This is a genomic window from Prevotella sp. HMSC077E09 (genome assembly GCF_001814685.1).
Taxonomy (GTDB): domain Bacteria; phylum Bacteroidota; class Bacteroidia; order Bacteroidales; family Bacteroidaceae; genus Prevotella; species Prevotella oris.
In genome coordinates, this window is sequence record NZ_KV817582.1 from 48,514 (window position 1) to 73,390 (window position 24,877).

Genomic DNA, 24,877 nt, shown 5'->3' on the forward strand with positions numbered 1-24,877 from the left:
GATTTTCGCTGATTTTCAGTCTTCCCAAAGTTGGGAAAGCCAATTTTCGATGATTTTCAGTCTTCCCAAAGTTGGGAAAGTCGATTTTCGCTGTTTTTCAGTCTTCCCAAAGTTGGGAAAGCCGATTTTTGCTGATTTTCAGTCTTCCCAAAGTTGGGAAAAGCGATTTTCGATGATTTCTTGTTTTCCCCCGTGAGGGAAAGCCGATTTTCGATGATTTTTTGTTTTCCCCCATGAGGGAAAAGCGATTTTCGATGATTTCTTGTTTTCCCCCATGAGGGAAAGCCGATTTTAATCGTTTTTTGATTTTCCCTCACGGGGGATAACCTGTTTTCGCCGATTTTTACCCGTCGTACCCCTACGAAAGCCTCTTTTTGCCGTTTTCCGTTCATCGTACCCCTACGAAAGCCTCTTTTTCTCGTTTTCCGTTCATCGTACCCCGTATCTGGACAATTTTTCCCGAAAATTGATGATTTACTCCCGTATCTGGACAGATTTTCCAGAAAATCGACAATTTACTCCCGTATCTGGACAGATTTTCCCGAAAATTGACGATTTACTCCCGTATCTGGACTAATTTTCTTGAAAATCGACAATTTACTATCGTATCTGAACAGTTTTTCATGAAAACTGATGATTTACTATCGTATCTGAGCAGATTTTCCCAAAAATTGATGATTTACTCCCGTATCTGGACAATTTTTCCCGAAAATTGATAATTTACTATCGTATCTGAGCAGATTTTACCGAAAACTGATGATTTACTCCCGTATCTGGACTGATTTTCCCGAAAATCGACAATTTACTATCGTATCTGAACAGTTTTTCATGAAAACTGATGATTTACCCCTGTATCTGAATGAATTTCCCGAAAAAGCAAAGAAAAAGACCATTTCTCTGCTCAAAACGAGTTTTGAAATGGTCTTTTCTTATTGATTTGTTTCAGATAAGATTTTCAAAAAGGCATTTGTATTTTGACACTGCCTCCGTTTTTATTTTGCGTCTCAATCAATCAGTGTTGTCGCCCTGACACGGCTCAATGTTTCGGGCGTCATCTGCAGATAGCTTGCAATATACACAAGCGGAGCACGCAAGACCACCTGTGGCATGAGCTTGCACATCTTCTTGTAACGATCGCCCGCTGTTTCAAAACGCACCAAGTCGGCATGCACCTGGGAGAGAATCAAACTTTCTTCCAATATCTTACGATATAGAATTTGAATGTTCACGTTGTGCAAGGCCACCTGTTCCAAACGATGCTTAGGCAAAGCGTAAATCACTGAAGGCTCTATTGTCTCTACCTGCAAAAGGGTAGGAATTTCAAGAAACAGACTCTCTATGCACATGAAGATAGAGCGGTCGGAACCTAAATGTTCGGTAACTTCCTTGCCGTTTTTGAAATAGAATTGGCGTATAACTCCCCGATCTATGTAATAGATATTCTCACATACCTCGCCTTCTTTCAGTATCATTTCGTTCTTGCCAAATTTCATCGGCACAAGAATACTCTCTAAAACATCAAGCTCGTCATGCGTCATCGTACTGTATTTACGGGCGAGTTCACGGGCAATATCCCGTGGTGTGTTCAATGGTTCTCTCATGTTAGGAAATCCTCCATAATTAATATTTAAGTGTTCTGCTTTGCTGCATCCGAATTAATCGAGCTTGAGCACGGCAAGGAAAGCTTTCTGAGGAACTTGCACATTTCCGACCTGTTTCATTCGTTTCTTTCCCTGTTTCTGCTTCTCAAGCAACTTACGTTTACGGCTGACATCACCGCCATAGCATTTTGCAGTGACATCCTTTCTTACCTGCTTCACCGTCTCGCGGGCTATAATCTTGGCACCAATGGCTGCCTGAATAGCAATATCAAACTGCTGACGGGGAATCAGATCTTTCAATTTCTCACACATCCGACGGCCGAAATATACGGCATTACTCTCATGGGTCAGCGTCGAAAGGGCATCAACGGGTTCTCCATTGAGCAGAATATCCAACTTTGCCAACTTCGAAGGACGGAAGCTATCCACATGATAGTCGAACGAGGCATAGCCTTTCGAAATGCTTTTCAGCTTATCATAGAAGTCTATCACAATCTCCCCAAGCGGTATCATGAAATGAAGTTCCACCCGATTTCCACTGACATATTCCTGCTTTATCAGCTCTCCCCGCTTGTCGAGACACAGCGTCATAATCGGGCCGATATAGTCGGCCGCCGTGATAATCGATGCCCGGATATAAGGCTCCTCAATATGATCTATGAGTGTCTGCTCGGGCAATCCCGACGGATTATGCACTTCTCTGACATTCCCCTGCTTGTCGTAGACCATATAGGAAACATTCGGCACAGTGGTGATAACATCCATATTAAACTCGCGGTCGAGTCGTTCCTGAATGATTTCCATATGAAGCAATCCCAAGAAACCACAGCGGAAACCAAAACCCAAAGCCACAGAACTCTCCGGAGAGAATGTCAGAGAAGCATCATTCAACTGGAGCTTTTCCAACGATGCACGCAGGTTCTCATAATCATTAGGGTCAATAGGATATACGCCGGCAAACACCGTGGGCTTCACTTCCTGGAAACCCGCGATAGCTTCGCTGCAGGGATTGGCCACAGAAGTAACCGTATCGCCCACCTTCACCTCCGTGGCAGTCTTGATGCCACTGATGATATAGCCCACCTCGCCTGTCGACAGCTCGTCCTTAGGAACCATATCCATTTTCAAGACGCCGACTTCATCAGCATCATATTCCATGCCGGTATTAAAGAACTTCACCCTCTCGCCTTTGCGTATCTTCCCGTTGAGAACCTTGCAAAGCACTATAATACCACGGAAACTGTTGAAGATCGAGTCGAAAATCAGCGCTTGTGCCGGTGCATTCAGCTCGCCCACAGGTGCTGGTATCCTCTCTACTACAGCCTCAAGAATATCTTCCACGCCCTCACCGGTCTTTCCCGAAGCACGGATAATATCCTTTCGGTCACACCCGATAAGCTCCACAATCTCATCTTCCACCTCATCAGGCATGGCATTCGGCATATCAATCTTATTGATAATCGGGATAATCTCCAAATCATGCTCTATGGCCATGTAGAGATTGGAGATTGTCTGTGCCTGCACCCCTTGCGTGGCATCCACGACAAGCAATGCCCCCTCACAGGCAGCAATAGACCGCGACACCTCGTAAGAAAAGTCCACATGTCCCGGCGTATCTATCAAGTTAAGAATATATTCCTCACCGTCTTGAGCCTTATAGTTCATCTGAATGGCATGGCTTTTAATCGTGATGCCACGCTCACGCTCAAGTTCCATGTCGTCGAGCATCTGTCCCTCGGTAATCCGAATCGTCTGCGTCTTCTCCAAAAGTCGGTCGGCAAGTGTCGATTTGCCATGATCGATATGGGCGATGATACAGAAATTCCTAATATTGCTTATCGTGTCCATTGCTTATAATCTGCTTTTTTTACCATGCAAAGATAAAGAAAATTCTCTGATAATTTCGTATCTTTGCAAAAAATAAAACTATCAGACAATGAAAAAGATTCTTTTTTCCGCCCTTGTCCTGCTGACCTTTACAGCCTGCCATCATGAGACTATCGAGGAACGGGCGGCGCGTGAAGCCAAGGAATATACACAGAAGATGTGCCCCACTCCTGTTGTGAATTTCACCCGCACTGACAGCATGGTATTCGACAAAACAACGCGCACGCTGATTTATTTCTGCTCATTCACCGACAAAATGGACAACACGGAGATTGTCAACACCAATCGGACAAAACTGTCAGACGGGCTTCGTGAGGGGCTGCTGAACGACACGGGATTAAAAACCTATCGCGAAGCCGGTTTCCATTTCAAATATATTGTCCGCTCAGCCAAAGACCCAAAGAAAACACTTTATCAGGAGAAGTTCTGAATACTAATTTATTCTTGGCCAGATTTAAGCGGCATTTATCCGACTATATTGCAGTCCTGTAAAACAAATTGGAAATCTGCAATCCATTTGTCTACGGGAAATACAAGCACTTTTGGTCTGCGGAGACTTGTTTTTCTGTTATAAAATAGTAAGCATTATAAAAACGCTTGTTTTTAAGGGGCGACTATATAGCAATATCACTAATATATATGTTAGGTATATATTTTGTACTCAATTTAGAAAAGATATATTAATACTTGTATTTTTTGAAAAAAATGCTTTTTTTGCAGACAAAAGTCATTATCTAAATGGAGTTATAAAAAAACGACTTAACTGGATTTAAATTCAAAAGAGGAATAATCTTTTGAGCCTTTGGGGAAAGTAAGAGAAGTTCTCTATAAGAAAGAGAGAATGTTCAAAATTGAGGCGTAATGGACATTTGGTAGGCTGAAACCTCTCGGAATCCTTTTATTTACTACCTTTGCAGCATTTGAAAACCTATGAATAAAAACTGTATCTTCTGTAATAGCTCAAATGTTAAAAAGAATGGATATCGACGTTCTGTTCAGATGTATTCCTGCAAGGATTGTGGTAGGCAATTTCAAGGTGGTCTGCGTATATATAATATTTCTCTATGGAATGACTATCTGACGGCAAATCGGACGATTTCTGTTCTATCCACTCTTTATAAATGTTCAGAGCGAGCCATACGACGTAGGTTGAGCTTAGTGGTAAATAGCTTTACTGCTACTTACCCCAAATCTGCAGTAATAATACTGGATACAACATACTTTTCCAGGACATTTGGCGTGATGCAGTTTCAGGATGCTTCATCAGGCAAAATACCCTATCGCAAGTTTGTCAAGAACGAAACTAATAGAGATTATCTTGATGGACTTCGGTATATTGCGGAGCGTGGAACTATAATAAAAGCAGTGATATGTGATGGGCACATGGGGCTTTTGTAAGCTATACGTTTCTGTCCCGTATAAATGTGTCAACTTCACTAATTTCAGATAGTTAGAAGGCTTCTTACAAACAATCTGCATTTGCCTGCAGGCGTTGAATTATTGGCATTAATTAGAAGGATGTTCTCTATGAGAAAAGACTAGTTTATAACAGCTTTTGATAAATGGTGTGATAAATGGAAAGAGTTCCTAAATGAACGAACTCTTCTAATCTCGGGCAAGACGACCTGAAAAGGCTTAGAACGGCAAGACGTTCTATTAAGGCACATCTGACATGGTTCTATACGTGTGAGGGGCATCCAGATATACAAATACCTAATACAACAAACCTGTTGGAAGGATTTAACTCACAACTTAAAAGAGCACTCCTAATCATAATGGATTGAATAAAGCTAATAAAAAGAAGTTTATAGATGGATTCATAAATACAAAAAAGTAGGCTGGAATAACCAGCCTACCAAATGTCCATTACGCCAAAATTGACAATCTTTTGAGTGATAAAGGTTTTATATTTCAATCTCTTGTATGCCTCCGAATGCCACAAGGTTTTCGAAGGCATTTGCTTTTGCAAACAGTCCGCCATAAATACCTGCACAGATGAGCACTCCACCGTGAGCAAAGATAGCAACGTGGTCATAAGACTGTGTCTTTAACCAGTCGAGGAAAGCTGAAACACGGTCGTAGAGCAACGGAAAACTCTCACCTCCTGTAGCTTCAAGATGCATATAGTCTTTATACCACGCCAGAATGTGCGGGTCTTCTTTGGCAATGTCATCATAGAGTCGCATTTCCCAATCGCCCATGTTCATTTCTTTGAGGCGGTCGTCGAGCGTGGGATTGGGATATCCGCAATAGGCAGCAAGCTTGCGTGCACGTGTCAAAGGTGAGGAAAACACAGCATCGAAAGGTTGCTTTTTCATGAGGTTCTGCTTCGTGACAGCAGCTTCTTCTTCGAATGAATTGGCCACGGGAACATCGCTCCAACCATAGCAAGTGCCTTTAGGGACGTCCACTTTGGTGTGTCTGATGAGCGTTACTTTCATAAATTGATTGCCTGTTGAAATGAAATGATGATATAGGTGAGATAGAAACTGAGTTCTGTCAATAGGAAAACAGCACCGCAACAGTCGCCTGTGTAGCCTTGAATGCGATGATGCATCAGCAGATAAAGCAGATAATATACAAGTGCAGGAATCGCGATAGAGAGGTAGGGAACTCCTATGAAATACCATAGGGGAATGGCTGTAAGCATACCTTGGAAAAAGAGAAATATACCCGATTTGATGCTTAATTTACGGTAGACCACGCGGTTTTTGGCCGTTTCAGCTGTTCGTGCATAGGGCATATATTGAATGAGATTGGCTGAAAACATTTTGAAAAAAGGGTCGGCTGCGAGTATCATCAGAGCCGTGGTGCGAGGTGGAAGAATGGTCAGACATTGATAAAGCAACAGAAAATAGAGCACTAATCCAAGTGCGCCATAGGTTCCAATGTGACTGTCTTTCATGATGTCGAGTATGCGTTGGCGGTTGCTTCCCCCTCCTCCAAAACCATCAATGAAGTCGGCAAGTCCGTCTTCATGCAGTGCTCCGGTAATCATAATGCGTATGATGATGGCTGCAATAGCAGCTAAGGTGACAGGCATAAACAGCGAACCGAAATAAAGTGTGGCCGACATGCAACCCGCAGTAAGCCATCCTGTAAGCGGCCATAACTCTACTACGGTCTCATAAGCTTCTTTCTTTGGTTGGTATATGCGCCAAAAGGGGAAACGAGTAAAGAAAGTCAAGGCCGCAAATAGGCGGTCGCGCCATGAAATATTGTTTTGAATATCAATTCTCATCAGTTAAAAATATTTGGTGATATGAGCATTGTCAAAGTTGTTCATCTCGTTCATCATACGTATGGCAGAGTCGATAATCGGGTAGGAACATAGTGCGCCTGTGCCTTCACCGAGTCTTAAATCTAAGGATAATAACGGTTTGGCATTCATGAGGTTAAGCATGTCGTGGTGTCCTCCTTCATTACTGCAATGACCGAAAACGGCATAAGCGAGAATATCAGGATAGAGTTGAGAAGCAGCCAGCATGCAGGCTGTCATGATGAACCCGTCAACAAGGATGACCATGTGACGTTCTGCAGCACGGAGCATAGCCCCAATAGCCCCAACCATTTCAAAGCCTCCGAAGTAGCGGATAGCATCAACGGGCTTATAGTTTTGTGCTTGAAAATTGTCGAGTGATGCTTGCAGAACCTCAAGTTTATGGCATACGCCCTCGGAGTTGAGTCCAGAGCCTGCGCCAATGCAATCCTTCAAGGGAAGCTTTCCAAAGATACTCATCCAGATACTTGAAGGACTGGTGTTGGCTATTCCCATTTCTCCAAGGCAGATAATCGTACACCCTTCTTTAGCACAGCTGTCAACAAGTTCTGCACCTGTATGTATTGCTTGATAGAACTGTGCTTCAGTCATGGCAGGTTCATAGCGAAAATTTCCTGTTCCTCGGGCAATCTTGCGATTGATAATAGCAGGAAAAGCACTTAAATCATGGTCAACTCCCATGTCAACGATATGTAAATTAAAACCATGTTGACGGCAAAACATATTCACACCTCCGCCTCCTTGGGTGAAATTAATCATCTGTTGCCAGGTTACATCGCGTGGAGATGCAGACACATGCTCACGTTCAATGCCGTGATCACCACCGAAAAGCAGGTGGCAAGGGTGGGCAAGAGAGGGAGTTAATGATTGTTGAATAAGTCCTATTTGCAGGGCAAGTTCTTCCAGTCTTCCCAATGAACCTTTGGGCTTATTTAGATTGTCTATCTTGTTGATGAGCGCCTGTCTGATACTTTCATCGGGTATTTCAATCTTGAAATTCATCTTGTTTATTTAATCTTGACAGGTATTCCTGATACCATAAGAATTACTTCATCTGCCTTGGAAGCTACATATTGATTCATCCATCCCTCCATATCTGTAAATCTCCTTTGTATAGCATTGTCGCTTACACCACCGCTTCCTATCTCATTGGTTACAAAGATGAAAGTGGCTTCTTGGTTGGTAAATTTATCAAACTCTTTCTCTATGGCTCGCAGTGCATCAGCAACACTGGGCTGTTCGCTCACTTTTCGGTCTTTATCATAGAAGAAGTTAGTACACCAAAGTGTAATACAGTCAATTACACACACCTTATTATATATATTATGCCGTGACAGATATTTCTCTTCTTCTATGTTTGTCCAATTACTTCCCCTGCGTTCTTGATGCCGTGCCACACGTTGTCTGAACTCATCATCCCATATATGTGCGGTTGCCAAATATATGGGGTGGCTTGTCATGGATAAGGCCAATTGTTCTGCATACATGCTTTTGCCAGAGCGTTGCCCACCTGTAATCAATATGATTTTCTTCATGTTGCGAAGATACTAAAAAGTTGTTTAGGAATAGGTAGACAGCAATGAAAACAACAGAAAATAACCTTTAATTAGGTTAAATAATTGATTTTTCTCATTTTTTATGTTCTATAGCATAATTTCTGTTGTAAAAATTTGGTTGTTTCGATATTTTTTAATTACTTTGCACTCGTAAACAAGAAAAAGAAATACAAACAATAATTATTAATTAATTAATTTTTTAGAGAGACATGAAAAAGTTAGTTTTATTAGCTGCTGCTGCTTTGATGACAGTATCGGCTTCTGCTCAGACAGTACAGGAAAGCAAGACTTTCGATAACATCTATATCGGTGTTAATGGTGGTGTTGCTACAAAGACAACTGGTCATTCTTGGCTGAAGGGTTTGGATCCTAACGCTGGTGTTCGTATCGGTCGTTGGTTTACTCCTGTTGTAGGTTTGGCAGTTGAAAGCAATGCTTATTTCTCAAATAAGCCTTACACTTCAACAGGTACAATTGTTCGTTTCTTGAATACAAGCCTGTTGGGTACTTTGAACCTGAGTAACTGGTTTGGTGGTTATAAAGGTGAGCCACGTCCATTCGAGGTTGTTGCTGTTGCAGGTCTCGGTTGGGGTCACTTGTTTGGTAACTCTGCTGAATACAAGCGTTTCGAACAAGTTAATAACTTGACTTCAAAATTGGGTCTTGACTTCGCATTTAACTTTGGTGCAGAGAAAGCTTGGCAGTTCTATGTAGAGCCATCTATCAACTATGGTTTGAATGATGAGAGCGGAACTCCGTACAATATGGGTAATGGTGGTATCCAGTATAACATCAATCACAGCTATGTTCAGTTGAATGCAGGTTTGATCTACAAGTTCAAGACCTCTAACGGTACTCACAACTTCAAGATTGTTACTCCTCGTGATCAGAACGAAATTGATGCTCTTAACTCACAGATCAGCGACCTTCGCAATGAACTTGCTAAGAAACCAAAAGAGGTTATCAAGGAAGTTGTTAAGGAAGTTCCTGGTGCAGCAACAGTTGTTAATCCATTGTTCGTAACATTCGCACAGGGCAAGTCTACTTTGACAAGCGAAGCTAAGTCTGTTCTTGACAACGTAGCTAAGGGTAGTACAGTTCAGATTGTTGGTACATCTTCTCCAGAGGGTTCAAGCTCACTTAACAAGAGACTCTCTCAGAACCGTGCAAACGTTGTTGCTAACTACTTGAAGAATAAGGGTGTAAACGTAGAGAAAGCTGATGGTAAGGGTGTTCAGGGTACTACATCTAACCGCCTCGCTGTAATTTACGTAAAGTAATTTAGCTAATACTAATTACAAAAATATATCCCCGATGGAGCAATCCATCGGGGATTTCTTTTTTATGTATATAGCGTTTTTATTCTATAGATACAATATATTGTGGATTAAGTCAATGTGAAACATTGATAATCTAACCTGCACATTCGTTATTATCATCTGTCTGAAGTGTTGATATTGGACTTAGCTGCAATCAATAGATAACGAAAGTTCTAATGAAGAATTTTATTAAGTCAGTTTATAATGATTTCAATATTTACAGGACAATCTTTTATACTGTCCAATACATGGTTTTAATTTGTATTGAATTACGATGTAATCTGACTCATATTGCATGCTGATTTGACGCAGATTAGGCGTTGAAGTGACGCAAGTTGAAACGTAATATGCGCTATTTTACATGGCTTTTTGGAATTTAAAAACCAGTAAAATAGCGCATAAAACGTTTAAAGGAATATTCCTTGTTTGGAAATCTATACCGAAGTTTAACACGAAAAGATGCAAACTACTGCTTACGATAAGTTAGATTGAATACTTTTTGGGGCAAACTAACTCAATATGTAGCAATCCTATATGCTATTATATTCATTGATAGTCTTTCTGTGTCATGCTTTTTTACTATGGAATATGAGCTGTACTATGATGATATTCACGAAATACAGCTATCTTTTATCAATGAAAGTTTCAAGTACCTTTGTGTGCCCATTCATAGGAATGAGGTCATAGTCAGCGATTACTGCGGGAATCATGCAGCTGAAACCCTCACGTAATTCAATCTCGTCTCCTGTCTTATGAATATGAATTTTGCAATCACCTTTAAGACACATCGTAATGACAAAGCTGTCGTTTCCGATGAGGTTACGGTGGAATGGGGAAGACGTGTCAACGATGTGTACATTGAAATAGGGTGTGGAAAGCACCGGACAGTCACACTCTGTTTGAATGGAATAATGTGTGCGATAGTCTTTTTCGACATGGAAATCGAGGGCTTTGGCAGCTAAGTCCGTATGCAGTTCTCGGGGTTTCCCGTCAATGCCGGGTCTGTTGTAATCATAGATGCGATAGGTGAGATCGCTGCTCTGTTGTACTTCGGCCAGCAGAATACCACCGCAGATAGCGTGCACACGTCCGGCAGGGAGATAAAATACATCACCTGCATGTACCTTGTGGCGTGCCAATACATCGGTAATAGTGCCGTCGGCAATGCGCTGTTTATATTCATTTTCGTCTATTTTCTGCTTAAAACCCACATAGAGAGAGGCTTCAGGATCAGCGTCGATGATATACCACATCTCGCTTTTCCCGAATTTTCCATGTACTCTTTGTGCCATTTCATCATTGGGATGAACCTGTATGCTGAGGTCATCTCGGGCATCAATGAATTTCACCAAAAGAGGCATTTGCCCTTTATATTGCTTGGCAACATGTTCTCCCAATATCTCTGTAGGATAGCGATTGATGAGCGAAACGAGATCCATGCCTTTGAAATCACCATTGGCAATGATGTTAATACTTGATGGCACAGCACTCACTTCCCATGATTCTCCCACGGGAGCAGCATGTTCTGGCAGATGTTTCCAGGTTGTGAGTTTCTTTCCTCCCCACACGGTTTCATGCAGGTTGGGTTCAAACAGTAGCGGATATAAATGTTCCATAAGTTTATGTTGATTTTATTTGAGACTCTCGCGATACCAGTCATAGAGTTTCTCTACGCCTTCTTCGATTTCTATCTTGTGTGTCCAGCCGAGGCTATGCAACTTATCTACATTGATGAGCTTGCGTGGTGTGCCGTTGGGTTTTGTTGCATCCCAGATGACTTCTCCGGTGAAATTGACAGTCTTAACGACAAGTTCGGCGAGCGCGCGGATTGTGAGTTCTTTGCCCGTTCCCACATTGATGTGGCAGTTTCGGATTTCACCAAGCGACGGAATGGCACCGCCACGACCCTCTGAGTTGTTGCGGTCTACAGTGCCGTCAGTCTTTGCACCATAGAAAACAGATGAATATTTGTCAATGCCGATGATGTCCTTGAAGTCAACATTCAACAGCACATGCACGCTGGCATCAGCCATGTCCTCACTCCAAAGGAACTCGCGCAGCGGACTTCCATCGCCCCAAAGTGTCACCTTGTTGTCTTCGATGCCATAGAAAGCAAGTGCTTTCAAGATGCGTTCTTTCGTGTTGTTGCCATCAACATTGCCTTCACCGATGCGTTCGCGCAGGGCGTCTGTAGGGTTTATAGGACGTTTGTTCATGTCGTTTCGGATAGCCTCCCAGTCATTGTCATGAATGAGTTTTGCTAAATAAATCTTGCGCATCATTGCCGGCATCACATGACTATTCTCCAGATGGAAGTTATCATTTGGGCCATAAAGATTGGTAGGCATGACGGCAATATAATTCGTTCCATATTGCAGGTTGTAGCTTTCACACATCTTTAGTCCGGCAATCTTCGCAATGGCATATTCTTCATTCGAGTATTCCAAAGGTGAAGTAAGCAGGCAATCTTCTTTCATTGGCTGTGGTGCATTCTTTGGATAGATGCATGTGGAGCCAAGGAAAAGCAGTTTTTTGACACCATGTTTATAAGCATTTTCTATCACGTTGCATTGCATTTTCATGTTCTGCATGATGAAATCGGCACGGTAAAGATAGTTGGCCATAATGCCTCCGACGAATGCAGCTGCAAGCACTACAGCATCTGGTTGTTCTTCATCGAAAAACTTTCTGACGGCCAATTGATCAGTCAAATCCAATTCCTTATGACTCCGTCCGATGAGGTTCGTATAGCCGCGTTGCTCTAAATTCTTCCAAATGGCAGAGCCTACGAGTCCGTGATGGCCTGCAATATAAATCTTACTGTCTTTTGCTAATGTCATTTTCTTATGGTTTATATCCTGTTGTAACTAAATTATTTGCGTGTAACTCTGACGAAAAAGAGGATTAAGAAGATGTAAGCGATGAGCGAACATACCTCACTTAATGGGTTCGTCCACCATGTTGCAGGTACAGAAAGCCCCATGTCGGATAACCAAATCTCCAATCCTGCAAACTTCAACAATGCACTTACAACACCCATCAGCGCTCCCCCAGCAATAAAACCGCAGGCAATGAGCGTGCCACGCTCGCCACGCTGCTTGTTCACTTCTGCATCCTTGCTGCGCGAAGTCACCCACCAATTGATAGCACCACCAACAACAAGCGGTACGTTCAGTTCCAAGGGAATGAACATTCCTAATGCAAAGGCCAACGCTGGAACTTTACATAGTGTGAGGATAATGGCTAATAGTGCACCGATGCCATAGAGTATCCAGGGCGCACCAACACCATTCATGAGCGGATCAATAACAGCAGCCATTGCATTGGCCTGTGGAGCAGCAAGACTTCCACTTGCAAATCCATAGGTTTCATTAAGCAACATCATCACACCGCCTACTGTAGCAGCACTCACTAACGTGCCCAAGAACTTCCAACTTTCTTGTTTTCGTGGTGTCGTTCCTAACCAGTAACCGATCTTCAAATCAGTGATGAAGCTGCCCGCCATGCTTAATGCAGTACAAACAACGCCTCCCATTATGAGCGCAGCTAACATGCCGGCATATCCTTTCAGACCAACGAAAACCATCACAACGCTGGCTAAAATCAAGGTCATCAGCGTCATTCCAGATACAGGATTGCTGCCCACGATAGCAATTGCATTGGCTGCAACCGTGGTGAAAAGAAATGCAATGACTGTCACAAGCAATATTCCCACAACGGCAAAAAGCAGATTTCCATGCATCACACCTGTCAGAAAGAAGATAAAAGTGAGCAATAACACGACAATATTTCCCACGGCAATAATTTTGAAACTGATGTCACGTTGCGTGCGTTTCACCTCATCTATGTTTCCACCTTTCCCTTTCAACTCACGTGCAGCAAGGCCAACGGCATCGCGAATGATACCCCAACTACGGATGATACCAATGATACCGGCCATTGCAATGCCGCCGATACCAATGCTTCGGGCATAGGAACGGAAAATCATTTCGGGGCTCATGGCACCCACTGTCTGTGTAATGGAAGGATCCCATTGGTTTAATATCTGGTCATGGAACAGGAGTGACATGCCTGGAACAATCAACCACCACACTGCCAAGCTTCCAAAACAGATGTAAAGTGCATATTTCAGACCAACGATATAGCCCAAACCAAGTACGGCTGAACCTGTATTGACCTTGAAAACAAGCTTTGCTTTGTCGGCCAAATCAACGCCCCAACCAATAACACGGCTTGTGAAATTCTCATTCCACCAGCCGAATGATGCCACGATAAAGTCGTAGAGACCACCTACAAGACCTGATAACAGAAGAGGCTTTGCTTGGTCTCCGCCCTTGGCACCGCTCACAAGAACCTGCGTGGTGGCTGTAGCTTCGGGGAAAGGATACTTGCCATGCATGTCGCTGACAAAGTATTTACGGAATGGGATAAGGAACAATATGCCTAAAATACCTCCTAATGCCGATGCAAGAAATATCTTGATGAAAGACGTAGTCATTTCAGGATACTTGGCTTGAAGTATGTAAATGGCGGGCAAAGTAAAGATAGCACCGGCTACAACAGCCCCTGAACAGGCACCGATACTTTGGATAATCACGTTTTCGCCAAGTGCATTGCGCCGCTTGGCAGCTGTAGAGGCTCCCACTGCGATAATGGCAATCGGGATTGCGGCCTCGAAAACCTGGCCGACTTTCAGTCCCAAGTAAGCGGCAGCAGCCGAGAAAAGCACAGCCATGAGAATGCCCCATATAACTGACCAACTATTAACTTCGGGATAAACCTTAGACGGACTCATCACCGGTTCATACTCTTCGCCTTCCTTGAGTTCACGGAACGCGTTCTCGGGCAGCTGTACTGCCTCCAACTCTTTTGTCTCTTTTTCCATAATTTCGTAATCTTCTACAAAGGTAAAGCAAATGAAGATAAAATCAAAATAATTGGGAGTTTTTGCATAAGAATATTCACATTTGTCATGAAGGATAGCATGAAGTCTTCTGGTTTAGGCATAAAAAAAATCGGGAAGCAGCTATTGTCTCCCGATTTTATATCGTTCTTATTTCAGCAGGTCCGGACGCAAACGCTTGGTTCGTTCCATAGCCTGATCAAACTCCCATTGGCGTACTTTCGCCTCATTTCCACTGAGAAGAATTTCAGGAACCTTCCAACCTTTATAGTCAGAGGGGCGGGTGTAGATTGGCGCAGCAAGCATATCGTCTTGAAAACAGTCGCTCAAAGCACTCTGTTCATCACTGATTGAACCAGGAATAAGCCTTACAATGGCATCTGTCATCACTGCAGCGGCAAGTTCTCCGCCTGTCAATACGTAGTCGCCGATACTGATTTCACGTGTAATCAGATGATCTCTGACGCGCTGGTCTATGCCTTTATAGTGGCCACAGAGAATGATGATATTGCCTTTCAGCGACAATTCGTTGGCTATATGCTGGTCGAACTGTTCACCGTCCGGACTGGTATAAATCACCTCATCATAGTCGCGTTCGGCTTTGAGGGCAGAAATACAGCGGTCAATCGGTTCACATTGCATCACCATACCTGCGCTTCCACCATACGGATAGTCATCAACACGGCGCCATTTATCAAGTGTATAGTCACGAAGATTATGCAAATGGATCTCTGCCAAGCCCTTTTTCTGGGCGCGTGCAAGGATAGATTCTGTGACAAATCCTTCAATCATCTCCGGTATTACTGAAATAATATCAATTCTCATGGCTGCAAAAGTAATGCTTTTTATCGGATTGGACAAGTCTGCCGCAGTTTTATCGGTTCTCAGTCCCTTGTTTTATATCATTCATTTCCAAACAGGTTGATGAATTCTTCTTCTGAAATAATGGGGATTCCAAGCTGTTGTGCTTTCTGATTTTTAGAGCTGGCAGAGGTCACATCGTTGTTGATCAGATAGTTGGTCGACTTGCTGACGCTTCCCGTTACCTTTCCTCCCTGGCTCTCAATGTAGGCTTTCAGCTCGTTTCGGTTCTTGTAATGGTTCACATCGCCGGTTACAACGAAGGTCAATCCCTTACAGTTTTCACCGCTTGCCTCATTGTTTTCCTGGCTGATATGCACCTGTCGGAGCAGTTTTTCAACCATCATACGGTTTTCTTCATCATGAAACCATTTCACAATCTGGTTGCTCTTTTCGGGCCCAATGCCTGCAATGAGCGAGAAAGGAGCCTCTACTCCCGGCACAGTTTTATCGCTTTTACCGCTTGCAATATCAATAATCTCATGCAGCGGATAGGCACTGAGCAGTCGTTTGCAAACGTCCTGACCACACAACGGAATACTCAATGCATAGAGAAAGTGGTGGGCTTCAACATCGCGGGCCTTTTCAATAGCATGTAATAGATTACGCACACTCTTCTCACCAAAGCCTTCCAGGAATGAAAGTTCAAGCGCATGGTTCTTGAGTTGGTAAAGATCGGCATATTCTTTCACCCAACCCAAGTTGATAAACTTTGCCACGGTCTGTTCCGACATGCCGTCAATGTTTACACCTTCCTTGCTCACAAAGCGGGCAAACTTGCGTAACTGTTTGGCCGGACACTTGCCATTGGTGCAGTGAAGGGTCTTGGTTTCGCTGGCCGTACTCATGGTAATCTGAGTCTTTGAACCACAAACTGGGCATGCTTCAGGTATCTTCAAATCACCAATCTTTTCGTTGACACGGATTACTTTGGGTATGATTTTATTGGCTTTGATAACACTCAATTTCGTCCCTTGACCGCCAATGCCTAAGCGTTCGCATTCACTGATGTTGCAAAGTGAGGCACGTTTCACGGTTGTTCCCTCCAATTCAACCGGTGTAAACACGGCAACCGGCGATATGGTGTTGGCTGCACAGCTCCATTCTATGTGGTCTAAAACCGTGTCTGCACTTTCATCTTGCCACTTAAAAGCATAGCCGGCACGCGTAGCATGATGCCCCGTGACACTTCCTGTCTGTGCAAATGTCGTGTCATCATAGGTGATAACCAAGCCATCGACAGGGTAGGGATTTACCTTTCCGGTCACTTTCTCCGTCCATTTTGCAATCACCTGCTCTATATTTTGCAGGGTGGGGACCTCTATCTTTTCGCGTTCTACGGCTTTCATGCCGTTTTGTTCGAGCCAGTCCATACGTGCTCCCCACGAGTTTATCGGCTCTTCTGTATAGACCAATGTAAAGGGTATCCAGTTGAGGTGACGCTGTCTGACTTCGTTTACGTCCTTCAATGTCAGCGAGCCCGAGGCCAAGTTGCGCGGGTTGGCATATTCTTCATCGCTCTCGATATTGAATTGTTCGAAGTCTGCATAGCTGATAACACATTCTCCCCGAACTACAACATGCCCCTTGGACTTAATCTCTTGGGGGATGCCTTGAATGGCATTGGCCAGATGAGTGATATTTGTTCCGATATGCCCGTTGCCTCGTGTCACCACTTTTGTAAGCTTTCCATTGTCGAAAGTGACTACAAGTGTCAAGCCATCAAGCTTCCAACTGAGCCAGATTGGACGTCCCTCGGCCCATTTAGCAAGCTCTGTGGGCTGTTTGGTCTTGGCCAATGAAAGGGCAGGAAACTCATGTTCTTCTTTCTGTCCGGTGATGTTGTCTTCCGAAACGCGGTTGGTCGGCGAGTCGGGAAACTTCTGTCCGGTTTCTGTTTCTAATTGCTTCACTTGGTCGAACATGGCATCCCATTCGTAATCGGTCATCAGTTCGCCTTGTCCGTTATAGTATGCATCTGCAGCCCGATTGAGCAAATCAACCAGCTCGCGCATTTTCCTTAATTTGTCTTCTGCCATTTTTTTAGATATAGATGGTTATGGTTTAGCAAATATACAATATTTATATTACAAATCGTTGATAATGCCATAAAAAGTTGTTGCTGTTTGTATGAGATGAAATTCAGAGGGAGTTCGGATAAAAAATACCGTGTGTTCTCCTCATCAGAGAAACTACTTTTTATCATGAGATAACAAAAGATGAATCAGCTTGTTGATAAGACTGTGATAATGAGTGATTTATAGTTGTGTTGTAACTTGCGTCACTTCAGCGTGTGATTTGACGCAGATGACGCGCTGATATGACTTGAATCACACGCTGAAGTGACGCAAGTTACAACGCCGTTGCTAAGGAGTGTTGTTATGAACAGGCCTGGCGGAATTGATTGGGGGTAATCTGTGTGAGCCTTTTGAAATATTTGCAGAAGAAGCTGACGGTAGGAAAATCCAGTTCTTCTGCTATCTGTGCAATACTCTTGTCACTGTGTTTTAACAACACTTTGGCTGAAGTGATCAGCGCACGGTCTATCCATTCCTTGCCCGTCTGCCCGCTTATCGCTTTCACAACCGTACCAAGATAGCGGTCGGTGAGGCACATCTTGTCTGCATAGAAAGCCATTTTATGTTCTTGTTTACAGTGATTGTTGACCAAATAGATAAAGCGTTCGAAGATATTTCGCTCGTTGGAATGTTCCGAAGTCACATTGTCCTTTACCATCGAAAAATGGAAATCGTATTGATAGATAATCGTACGAATGATGCTTTTAATCACTTGTTGACTGTGAGGTTCTTTCGAAACAGCTTGGAGAAGCAATCCGAAAAGTTGTTGAATAAAATTGTTTTCAGCATCAGAAAGCTGTTTTTGAGCGTCTGTCATTGGTCGGTTGAAGGTGGCAGGAATGGCATCATTCATGGCAAGATGCATGAAATCGGGTGAGCATGCCATGCCGGTTAAGTTGAAATCTTGCGATGCTTCAAGGGGCTGAATGATGGTTCCCGGCGTGAGAAAAACAAGGGTTCCGGCTGTTAATTCCTTATCAAGAAGATTGAAACGCACTGTAGCTTTGCCCGTACGTATCAAGCCGTAGCGATAGTCTTGCAGCTGAAATATCGAGCCAATCCGCAGTACTGCTTGGAGAGCATACCTCAAATCGGTGACCACGGAGAAGTCTTTGGTGACGACGATATTGCCGGGAAAGTCGCTTTTGTGAGACTCAACGAGTTTCTTGAAGCGGTCGAATGTAAGTGAAAGGGGCTTGTCTTGCATCTCTTTTTGGTTTGAAATATGATGCAAAGATAATGAATTTTGCCTTTCAAAGCGCTTTTTTTACTTCGTATCTTACGAAAAGAACATTATCCAATAGAAAAGGATAACACATCATCATACATTTTGTTCTATCTTTGCAGCAGTTAGATAACAGAACAATGAAAAGGAAAATCTTGATATGTTGTTGCGTTTTGCCCCTGCAGTTGTGGGCACAGTCGCTCACATTAGAGGCTTGCAAGCAGCGAGCCGAGGCCAATTATCCCGCCGTGAGTCAGTATCGTTTGATAGAACTCACACGCGATTTCACCCTTGAAAATGCGGCAAAGGCTTGGCTTCCCCAAGTTTCGGCATCGGTCAGTGGGGTTGCATTTACGGATTTATTAGATGTGAATGATCGGATGAAACGCTTAGGCATAGGCACAAAGAACACCATGGCTTCGGGCATGGTAATGGTTAATCAGAATGTTTATGATGGCGGACAAATCCATGCGCAGCGCCAAATCGCGCGTGCACAAGCCGATGTTCAGCATCAGCAGTTGGCTGTTTCAATGTATGATTTGAACCGTCGTGTGGAGCAACTCTACTTCGGTGTGCTGTTGTTGGATGCCCAAATCAAGCATACACAATTGTTGCAGGAAGATTTAAGTCTTAGCCGTAAAACTGTGGAAGCAATGCAGAAAGGAGGCATTGCCAATCAAAGTGATGTCGATGCCGTGGCTGTTGAACAGGAAAATGCTTTGCAGTTGCTTGATGCGCAGCAGGCTTCACGGTCGGCTTATATAAGGATGTTGGGACTCTTCATACATCAATCGTTAGGCAATGATGTACAGTTGCAGATGCCGATAGCCTTGGAGTTGAAGACAAGAGAGGTCTATCGGCCGGAACTTTCCTATTATCAGGCACGCGAATCTCTGTTAGAAGCACAGCGCAAACAACTTAATTCCCGCCTCTTTCCTACGCTGAAAGCCTTTGGAATGGGCATTTATCATACCAAAGTTACTGATTTGATGAAGAATGGAATGCTGGCCGGTGGGCTGACACTAAGTTGGAATATCGGTGCACTCTATACGCGGAAGAATGACCTTCGCAAGCTTGATGTGGAGCGACAGCAGGTAGAAAGCGAGCGGGCTACATTCCTTTTCAACAACCGTTTGGAGGTGGAAAACACCGAAGGAAACATTGCTATGCTGAAGAAACAGCTTGTCCGTGACGATGAAATCGTCAGACTTCGTGAGCAAATTCGTGATAAAAGCGAGAAGAAAGTGCGTTTGGGTACGGAGAGTGTCAATGAGATGTTGCGCGACATCAATGCCGTTTCAAAGGCACGTCAGCAGCGTTCTACTCACGAAATTCAGCTGATAGAAGCTCTTTATGCACTCAAAACGAAAATCAATCAATAATTATAAACTTCACATGATGATGAAAAAGATAATGCCATTTGCGGCTTTGCTCTTGATGACGGCCTGCAGTAATAACGATAAATCATTTGATGCAACGGGCACTTTCGAGGCTACCGAGGTAACAGTTTCTGCCGAACAGACGGGTAAATTGCTGCATTTTGATGTAGAGGAAGGCGGAAAAGTCGTGGCAGGAACAGAGGTCGGATGTATCGATACGGTGCAACTCTATCTGAAAGCACGCCAGATTGGAGCTGTGAAGATGGTCTATCAGGCACAGAAACCGAATACAAATACGCAGATTGCAGCTTTGCGTCAGCAGGTCGTTAAGGCACAGGAAGAAGTCAACCGCTATGCAGAACTCGTGAAAGACGGGGCTGCAAACCGCAAGATCTTAGATGATTCGCGGAGTCAGTTGCTTGTGTTGCAACGGCAGTTGGCAGCTCAAAGTGCTACGTTAGGAACCTCAACGCGTAGCTTGAACGCACAAATGGGGACGACAGATGTTGAGAAACTGCAAGTCGTTGACCAATTGAGGAAATGTCATATATCGTCACCTATCAACGGAGTTGTACTTGAGAAGTATGCCCAACAGGGAGAGTTTGCAATAGTGGGAAAGCCACTTTTCAAGGTTGCCGATGTTGATAAGCTCTTTCTGCGTGCTTATATCACAAGCCAACAACTGCAGAAAGTGCGCCTCGGACAACGTGTAACGGTCTATGCAGATTATGGTGGAAAGCAGCGTAAAAGCTATCCCGGTACAGTGGCATGGATAGCTTCTAAGAGTGAATTTACACCTAAGACAATCCTCACGGATGACGAGCGTGCGGATTTAGTTTATGCCATAAAGGTAGCTGTAAAGAATGATGGTAACATCAAAATTGGTATGTATGGAGAAGTCAATTTCCGTTAGCCGACTGTCAAAAAACTATGGAAAGGTACGGGCTTTGAATGATGTTTCGTTCGAAGTTTGCCGTGGAGAGATCTTTGGACTCATAGGGCCTGACGGGGCAGGGAAGACCACATTGTTCCGCATCCTGACTACACTGTTGCTGGCAGATGAGGGAAGTGCCAGTGTCGATGGCTATGATGTAGTGACAGGAATGAAAGGCATTCGCTGTTGGGTAGGCTATATGCCAGGTCATTTCTCACTCTATCAAGACCTCACAGTAGAGGAAAATCTAAACTTCTTTGCTACACTTTTCTCCACAACCATAGCCGAAGGATATGACTTGATAGCCCCAATCTATTCGCAGATTGAGCGTTTCAAGACGCGCAGGGCAGGCGCGTTGTCTGGTGGTATGAAGCAGAAGTTGGCGCTTTGTTGTGCTTTGGTGCATCAGCCTTCCATTCTTTTTCTCGATGAACCTACCACAGGTGTTGACCCTGTTAGCCGTAAAGAGTTTTGGGAAATGCTTGAAACATTACGGCAAAAAGGCATCACTATTTTTGTTTCTACGCCCTATATTGATGAAGTGAAGCGGTGTAATCGCGTGGCATTCTTACATGAAGGAAGCCTGAAAGGAGTGGGGGATCCTGATGCTATATTAGAGGAATTCAAAGATGTTTTCAATCCTCCTGCCCTCGAACATGATACAAAAAATATGCAGGAAGAAGCTGAAGAAGAGGTTATTCAGGTGCAGCATTTGGTGAAAGCCTTTGGAGATTTTCATGCCGTTGATGATATTTCGTTTAATGTTCACCGTGGAGAAATCTTCGGTTTTTTGGGAGCTAATGGTGCAGGAAAGACCACGGCAATGCATATTCTGACAGGACTCAACCAGCCTACAAGCGGACATGCTACCGTTGCAGGCTTTGATGTGTCTATACAGTATGAGCAAGTCAAGCGGCATATCGGCTACATGAGTCAGAAATTCTCACTCTATGAAGATCTCACCGTGGTAGAAAATATCCGACTTTTCGGCCATATCTATGGAATGACATCAACCGAGATAAACACCAGACTCACTCAGTTATTGCAGCGTTTGCGGTTCACCGACCATGCCCATGCTATTGTTTCTTCCCTTCCTTTGGGCTGGAAACAGAAGCTCGCTTTCTCTGTCAGCATCTTCCATGAACCTGATATCGTGTTTCTTGATGAGCCGACAGGCGGTGTGGATCCAGCCACAAGGCGACAGTTCTGGCAGTTGATTTATGAGGCTGCTCATCGTGGAATAACGGTCTTCGTGACCACACATTACATGGATGAAGCCGAGTATTGCGACCGCATCTCTATCATGGTTGACGGTAAAATCAGTGCTATCGGTACACCGTCCGAGTTGAAAACGCGCTTTCGCAAGCCTGATATGAACAGCGTATTCACACTTCTGGCACGTCAATCCACCCGACAAAGTGATTAGTTATGAAAGAGTTTTGGTCATTTATCATTAAGGAAACCAAGCATATAACACGTGACAAGCGCACGATGATGATTTTGTTTGGCATGCCCATCATACAGATGTTAATCTTTGGTTTCGCCATTTCTACCGATGTGAGAAATGTGAGAACAGTGGTTGTTACTTCGCAAGTTGATCACCAGACACAGCGTATTGTCGATGCACTTAACCAATCGGAATACTTCAATGTGATGTATCAGGTGCACACGCCAGCCGAAGCAGAACAGCTCATTCGCAATCAAAAGGCTGACATGGGGGTGGTTTTCAGTTATGATTTTGCCAGCAGACATGATGGCGTTCAGCTCATTACCGATGGTACCGACCCCAATATGGCACAGCAATACAGCAACTATGCCTCGCAGATTATGGGTACCCAACTCATGAATGTCATGCAGAAAGAAGTGCCAAACAGCGTTTCTCTAAAGATGCTTTATAATCCACAGATGAAGAGTTCCTATAATTTTGTGCCCGGCATCATGGGTATGTTGCTGATGTTGATATGTGCAATGATGACGAGTATCAGTATTGTACGTGAGAAAGAACGGGGCACTATGGAAGTCTTGTTGGTGTCTCCTGTACGCCCTCTGCTTATCATTGTGTCTAAGGCAATGCCTTATCTTGCGTTGTCATTTGTTGTGCTGTTGAGTATTCTCCTCATGGCGCGTTATGTGTTGTGGGTACCGATTTCGGGTAGTCTTTGGCTTATCTTCATGGTGTCTGCCATATATATATTCTTGGGCTTATCTTTGGGCTTATTGATTAGTACGATAGCAGAGACACAGATGGCAGCCTTGTTAATGTCGGCTGTTATGCTGTTGATGCCCAGTACTTTGTTGAGTGGCATGATGTTCCCTATAGAGAGTATGCCACGCATTTTACAGTGGGTTTCAGCATTGATGCCTCCAAGATATTATATATCTGCCATGCGGAAGTTGCTTATTATGGGCGTAGGAATTCAACATGTCGTGTCAGAAATCGTGGTACTTTCAGGCATGACCGTTCTTTTTCTGACTGCAGCATTGTTGAAGTTTAATAAAAGATTGGAATAAAATGCTGATACGTTATCTCGTTTATAAGGAGTTCTTACAGATGTGGCGCAATCGCTTTCTGAAAGTGTTAGCGCTGATTTATCCTGTGGTTATCATGTGTGTGTTTCCCTGGGTGATGAATATGGAGGTGAAAAATGTCGCGGTGGTAGTGGTTGATAACGACCGATCTACACTCTCGCAACAGTTGGTGCATCGTATAGAAGCCAGTCATTATTTCGTCTTCAAAGGACAAAAGACTTCCTATGCTGATGCTTTGAGCGCCGTAGAACAGTCTGAAGCAGACGTGATAGTGGAGCTTCCCGCCCATTTTGAACGCGACAGAATGCGAGGTGAAAACCCTCAAGTGCTTATTGCTGTGAATGCTGTCAATGGGTCGAAAGGCATGCTGGGGGCTGCTTATATGAACCGCATTGTAACCGAAGCGGTAACTCCCGAGGGGCTGATTACGGCCTTGAACGACCGTGTTTCCACCTTATATCTATATAATAAGCATTTGGATAGTAAGCTGTTTATGATCCCTTCGCTCATGGGACTCCTGCTGATGATTGTCTGTGGAGCTTTGCCTGCGTTGAATATCGTAAGCGAGAAGGAGGCCGGAACCATTGAAGCTATCAACGTAACGCCTGTGAGTAAGTCTGTGTTTATCATGGCAAAACTCATTCCTTATTGGCTTCTTGGATTGGTTGTGATGACAATCTGCTTTGGTTTGGCATGGCTTATCTATGGTTTTACGTGTGAGGGTAACTTGGGATTAGTTTATCTTTTAGCCCTTCTCTTGGCCTTTGTCTTCAGCGGTTTCGGTCTTGTGATCTCCAATTACAACCAGACCATGCAGCAGGCCATGTTCGTATTATGGTTCTTTTTGTTAGTGTTCATGTTGATGAGTGGCTTGCTCACGCCCGTGCGCTCTATGCCCCGGTGGGCTTATCTGACGACATATATAAATCCGGTGACTTATTTTATTGACGGCATTCGTACGGTTTTCGTGCGCGGAGGGGATTTCCATAGCATTCTTCCTCAGCTGCTTGGCCTCACAGGATTTGCCATTTTCTTTGATAGTTGGGCTGTTTTGAGCTATCGGAAGAATAGCTGAAAGCAAGCTTCTCCTTACTCCTCAGAAGGAGGAAAATATGATTTTTAATCTGTTCTACCTCTTCGAAAGAAAGGTTCGGATAGGTTTATAATTTCTTTTACAAAAGCTTTCAAATGCTTGCGATATTCAAAAATCAAAATCAGTTGGACGGAAATACGGGAGTTTTGAGGCTGTTTTGTAAGTTTTTGAAAGTCAACATGTTATTTCATTTGATAGATTTTTCGTGCTTACTTGATGTGAAAATATCATG

Annotated in this window: 20 protein-coding genes and 1 pseudogene; 8 read left to right on the forward strand and 13 right to left on the reverse strand. The window is 43.7% G+C overall.

Annotated features, from left to right (window positions below):
• Positions 1 to 56 precede the first annotated feature (56 nt).
• The 3 genes from HMPREF2983_RS14335 to lepA form a co-directional block, all read right to left on the reverse strand.
• Positions 57 to 392, reverse strand: coding sequence for a hypothetical protein (locus tag HMPREF2983_RS14335; RefSeq protein ID WP_070668098.1), 336 nt, complete (start codon positions 390 to 392; stop codon positions 57 to 59).
• A gap of 612 nt (positions 393 to 1,004) precedes the next feature.
• Complete coding sequence (locus tag HMPREF2983_RS10340; RefSeq protein ID WP_004370915.1) at positions 1,005 to 1,601, reverse strand: Crp/Fnr family transcriptional regulator; 597 nt, start codon at positions 1,599 to 1,601, stop codon at positions 1,005 to 1,007.
• A gap of 54 nt (positions 1,602 to 1,655) precedes the next feature.
• Complete coding sequence (gene lepA / locus HMPREF2983_RS10345; RefSeq protein ID WP_070668102.1) at positions 1,656 to 3,449, reverse strand: translation elongation factor 4; 1,794 nt, start codon at positions 3,447 to 3,449, stop codon at positions 1,656 to 1,658.
• An 88-nt stretch (positions 3,450 to 3,537) separates the two neighbouring features.
• On the opposite strand from lepA, the gene HMPREF2983_RS10350 reads away from it, so the two are divergent.
• Both HMPREF2983_RS10350 and HMPREF2983_RS14340 read left to right on the forward strand, forming a co-directional pair.
• Positions 3,538 to 3,918 carry a hypothetical protein gene (locus HMPREF2983_RS10350; RefSeq protein WP_070668104.1) on the forward strand — a complete coding sequence of 127 codons (381 nt, stop codon included), beginning with the start codon at positions 3,538 to 3,540 and terminating at the stop codon, positions 3,916 to 3,918.
• A gap of 626 nt (positions 3,919 to 4,544) precedes the next feature.
• Positions 4,545 to 5,325, forward strand: a pseudogene (locus HMPREF2983_RS14340) (transposase).
• A gap of 67 nt (positions 5,326 to 5,392) precedes the next feature.
• On the opposite strand, the gene cobC reads toward HMPREF2983_RS14340, so the two are convergent.
• From cobC to cobU, 4 genes are read right to left on the reverse strand one after another with little or no spacing between them, the layout of a single operon-like run.
• Entirely contained in the window at positions 5,393 to 5,929 is a 537-nt protein-coding gene (cobC, locus tag HMPREF2983_RS10360) for an alpha-ribazole phosphatase (RefSeq protein WP_070668106.1), read from the reverse strand.
• Complete coding sequence (locus tag HMPREF2983_RS10365; protein WP_070668108.1) at positions 5,926 to 6,729, reverse strand: adenosylcobinamide-GDP ribazoletransferase; 804 nt, start codon at positions 6,727 to 6,729, stop codon at positions 5,926 to 5,928. The genes cobC and HMPREF2983_RS10365 overlap by 4 nt, the downstream gene beginning before the upstream one ends.
• 3 nt (positions 6,730 to 6,732) lie before the next feature.
• Positions 6,733 to 7,770, reverse strand: a complete 1,038-nt coding sequence (cobT, locus tag HMPREF2983_RS10370; protein WP_070668110.1) for a nicotinate-nucleotide--dimethylbenzimidazole phosphoribosyltransferase — start codon at positions 7,768 to 7,770, stop codon at positions 6,733 to 6,735.
• A gap of 5 nt (positions 7,771 to 7,775) precedes the next feature.
• On the reverse strand, positions 7,776 to 8,303 hold the full coding sequence (gene cobU, locus HMPREF2983_RS10375; RefSeq protein ID WP_070668112.1) for a bifunctional adenosylcobinamide kinase/adenosylcobinamide-phosphate guanylyltransferase: 528 nt from the start codon (positions 8,301 to 8,303) through the stop codon (positions 7,776 to 7,778).
• Positions 8,304 to 8,533: 230 nt separating this feature from the next.
• On the opposite strand from cobU, the gene HMPREF2983_RS10380 reads away from it, so the two are divergent.
• Positions 8,534 to 9,604, forward strand: coding sequence for an OmpA family protein (locus HMPREF2983_RS10380; protein WP_070668114.1), 1,071 nt, complete (start codon positions 8,534 to 8,536; stop codon positions 9,602 to 9,604).
• Positions 9,605 to 10,266: 662 nt separating this feature from the next.
• Here HMPREF2983_RS10380 and HMPREF2983_RS10385 read toward each other — a convergent pair.
• From HMPREF2983_RS10385 to HMPREF2983_RS10410, 6 genes are all read right to left on the reverse strand, one after another.
• Positions 10,267 to 11,259, reverse strand: a complete 993-nt coding sequence (locus HMPREF2983_RS10385; RefSeq protein ID WP_070668116.1) for a type I phosphomannose isomerase catalytic subunit — start codon at positions 11,257 to 11,259, stop codon at positions 10,267 to 10,269.
• Between the two features lie 15 nt (positions 11,260 to 11,274).
• Positions 11,275 to 12,483: a GDP-L-fucose synthase family protein gene (locus tag HMPREF2983_RS10390; protein ID WP_070668118.1), complete on the reverse strand. Its 1,209-nt coding sequence runs from the start codon at positions 12,481 to 12,483 to the stop codon at positions 11,275 to 11,277.
• A gap of 32 nt (positions 12,484 to 12,515) precedes the next feature.
• Positions 12,516 to 14,528 (reverse strand): OPT family oligopeptide transporter, encoded by a 2,013-nt coding sequence (locus HMPREF2983_RS10395; RefSeq protein WP_070668120.1) that lies wholly within the window; start codon positions 14,526 to 14,528, stop codon positions 12,516 to 12,518.
• Positions 14,529 to 14,696: 168 nt separating this feature from the next.
• Positions 14,697 to 15,371, reverse strand: a complete 675-nt coding sequence (gene trmD / locus HMPREF2983_RS10400; protein WP_004378780.1) for a tRNA (guanosine(37)-N1)-methyltransferase TrmD — start codon at positions 15,369 to 15,371, stop codon at positions 14,697 to 14,699.
• Between the two features lie 77 nt (positions 15,372 to 15,448).
• Positions 15,449 to 17,446 carry an NAD-dependent DNA ligase LigA gene (gene ligA / locus HMPREF2983_RS10405; protein WP_070668122.1) on the reverse strand — a complete coding sequence of 666 codons (1,998 nt, stop codon included), beginning with the start codon at positions 17,444 to 17,446 and terminating at the stop codon, positions 15,449 to 15,451.
• A 340-nt stretch (positions 17,447 to 17,786) separates the two neighbouring features.
• A complete protein-coding gene (locus tag HMPREF2983_RS10410) occupies positions 17,787 to 18,692 on the reverse strand; it encodes a helix-turn-helix domain-containing protein (RefSeq protein WP_070668124.1) in 906 nt (301 codons plus the stop codon).
• 158 nt (positions 18,693 to 18,850) lie between these two features.
• Between HMPREF2983_RS10410 and HMPREF2983_RS10415 the strand changes: the two genes are divergently transcribed.
• Genes HMPREF2983_RS10415 through HMPREF2983_RS10435 form a run of 5 tightly spaced genes read left to right on the forward strand, consistent with a single transcriptional unit; the run spans position 18,851 to position 24,627 of the window.
• Positions 18,851 to 20,092, forward strand: coding sequence for a TolC family protein (locus HMPREF2983_RS10415; RefSeq protein ID WP_070668126.1), 1,242 nt, complete (start codon positions 18,851 to 18,853; stop codon positions 20,090 to 20,092).
• A gap of 19 nt (positions 20,093 to 20,111) precedes the next feature.
• Positions 20,112 to 21,002: an HlyD family secretion protein gene (locus HMPREF2983_RS10420; RefSeq protein WP_070668275.1), complete on the forward strand. Its 891-nt coding sequence runs from the start codon at positions 20,112 to 20,114 to the stop codon at positions 21,000 to 21,002.
• Entirely contained in the window at positions 20,980 to 22,449 is a 1,470-nt protein-coding gene (locus HMPREF2983_RS10425; RefSeq protein WP_070668128.1) for an ATP-binding cassette domain-containing protein, read from the forward strand. Before HMPREF2983_RS10420 ends, HMPREF2983_RS10425 begins: the two co-directional genes overlap by 23 nt.
• 2 nt (positions 22,450 to 22,451) lie before the next feature.
• Positions 22,452 to 23,534 (forward strand): ABC transporter permease, encoded by a 1,083-nt coding sequence (locus HMPREF2983_RS10430; RefSeq protein ID WP_070668130.1) that lies wholly within the window; start codon positions 22,452 to 22,454, stop codon positions 23,532 to 23,534.
• A 1-nt stretch (position 23,535) separates the two neighbouring features.
• Positions 23,536 to 24,627, forward strand: coding sequence for an ABC transporter permease (locus tag HMPREF2983_RS10435; RefSeq protein ID WP_070668132.1), 1,092 nt, complete (start codon positions 23,536 to 23,538; stop codon positions 24,625 to 24,627).
• Positions 24,628 to 24,877 lie beyond the last annotated feature (250 nt).

Bases quoted from the DNA above. Each gene is read 5' to 3' on its own strand.
- HMPREF2983_RS14335 (WP_070668098.1), bottom strand. From the start codon at position 392: ATGAACGGAAAACGGCAAAAAGAGGCTTTCGTAGGGGTACGACGGGTA.
- HMPREF2983_RS10340 (WP_004370915.1), bottom strand. From the start codon at position 1,601: ATGAGAGAACCATTGAACACACCACGGGATATTGCCCGTGAACTCGCC.
- lepA (WP_070668102.1), bottom strand. From the start codon at position 3,449: ATGGACACGATAAGCAATATTAGGAATTTCTGTATCATCGCCCATATC.
- HMPREF2983_RS10350 (WP_070668104.1), top strand. From the start codon at position 3,538: ATGAAAAAGATTCTTTTTTCCGCCCTTGTCCTGCTGACCTTTACAGCC.
- cobC (WP_070668106.1), bottom strand. From the start codon at position 5,929: ATGAAAGTAACGCTCATCAGACACACCAAAGTGGACGTCCCTAAAGGC.
- HMPREF2983_RS10365 (WP_070668108.1), bottom strand. From the start codon at position 6,729: ATGAGAATTGATATTCAAAACAATATTTCATGGCGCGACCGCCTATTT.
- cobT (WP_070668110.1), bottom strand. From the start codon at position 7,770: ATGAATTTCAAGATTGAAATACCCGATGAAAGTATCAGACAGGCGCTC.
- cobU (WP_070668112.1), bottom strand. From the start codon at position 8,303: ATGAAGAAAATCATATTGATTACAGGTGGGCAACGCTCTGGCAAAAGC.
- HMPREF2983_RS10380 (WP_070668114.1), top strand. From the start codon at position 8,534: ATGAAAAAGTTAGTTTTATTAGCTGCTGCTGCTTTGATGACAGTATCG.
- HMPREF2983_RS10385 (WP_070668116.1), bottom strand. From the start codon at position 11,259: ATGGAACATTTATATCCGCTACTGTTTGAACCCAACCTGCATGAAACC.
- HMPREF2983_RS10390 (WP_070668118.1), bottom strand. From the start codon at position 12,483: ATGACATTAGCAAAAGACAGTAAGATTTATATTGCAGGCCATCACGGA.
- HMPREF2983_RS10395 (WP_070668120.1), bottom strand. From the start codon at position 14,528: ATGGAAAAAGAGACAAAAGAGTTGGAGGCAGTACAGCTGCCCGAGAAC.
- trmD (WP_004378780.1), bottom strand. From the start codon at position 15,371: ATGAGAATTGATATTATTTCAGTAATACCGGAGATGATTGAAGGATTT.
- ligA (WP_070668122.1), bottom strand. From the start codon at position 17,446: ATGGCAGAAGACAAATTAAGGAAAATGCGCGAGCTGGTTGATTTGCTC.
- HMPREF2983_RS10410 (WP_070668124.1), bottom strand. From the start codon at position 18,692: ATGCAAGACAAGCCCCTTTCACTTACATTCGACCGCTTCAAGAAACTC.
- HMPREF2983_RS10415 (WP_070668126.1), top strand. From the start codon at position 18,851: ATGAAAAGGAAAATCTTGATATGTTGTTGCGTTTTGCCCCTGCAGTTG.
- HMPREF2983_RS10420 (WP_070668275.1), top strand. From the start codon at position 20,112: ATGAAAAAGATAATGCCATTTGCGGCTTTGCTCTTGATGACGGCCTGC.
- HMPREF2983_RS10425 (WP_070668128.1), top strand. From the start codon at position 20,980: ATGGAGAAGTCAATTTCCGTTAGCCGACTGTCAAAAAACTATGGAAAG.
- HMPREF2983_RS10430 (WP_070668130.1), top strand. From the start codon at position 22,452: ATGAAAGAGTTTTGGTCATTTATCATTAAGGAAACCAAGCATATAACA.
- HMPREF2983_RS10435 (WP_070668132.1), top strand. From the start codon at position 23,536: ATGCTGATACGTTATCTCGTTTATAAGGAGTTCTTACAGATGTGGCGC.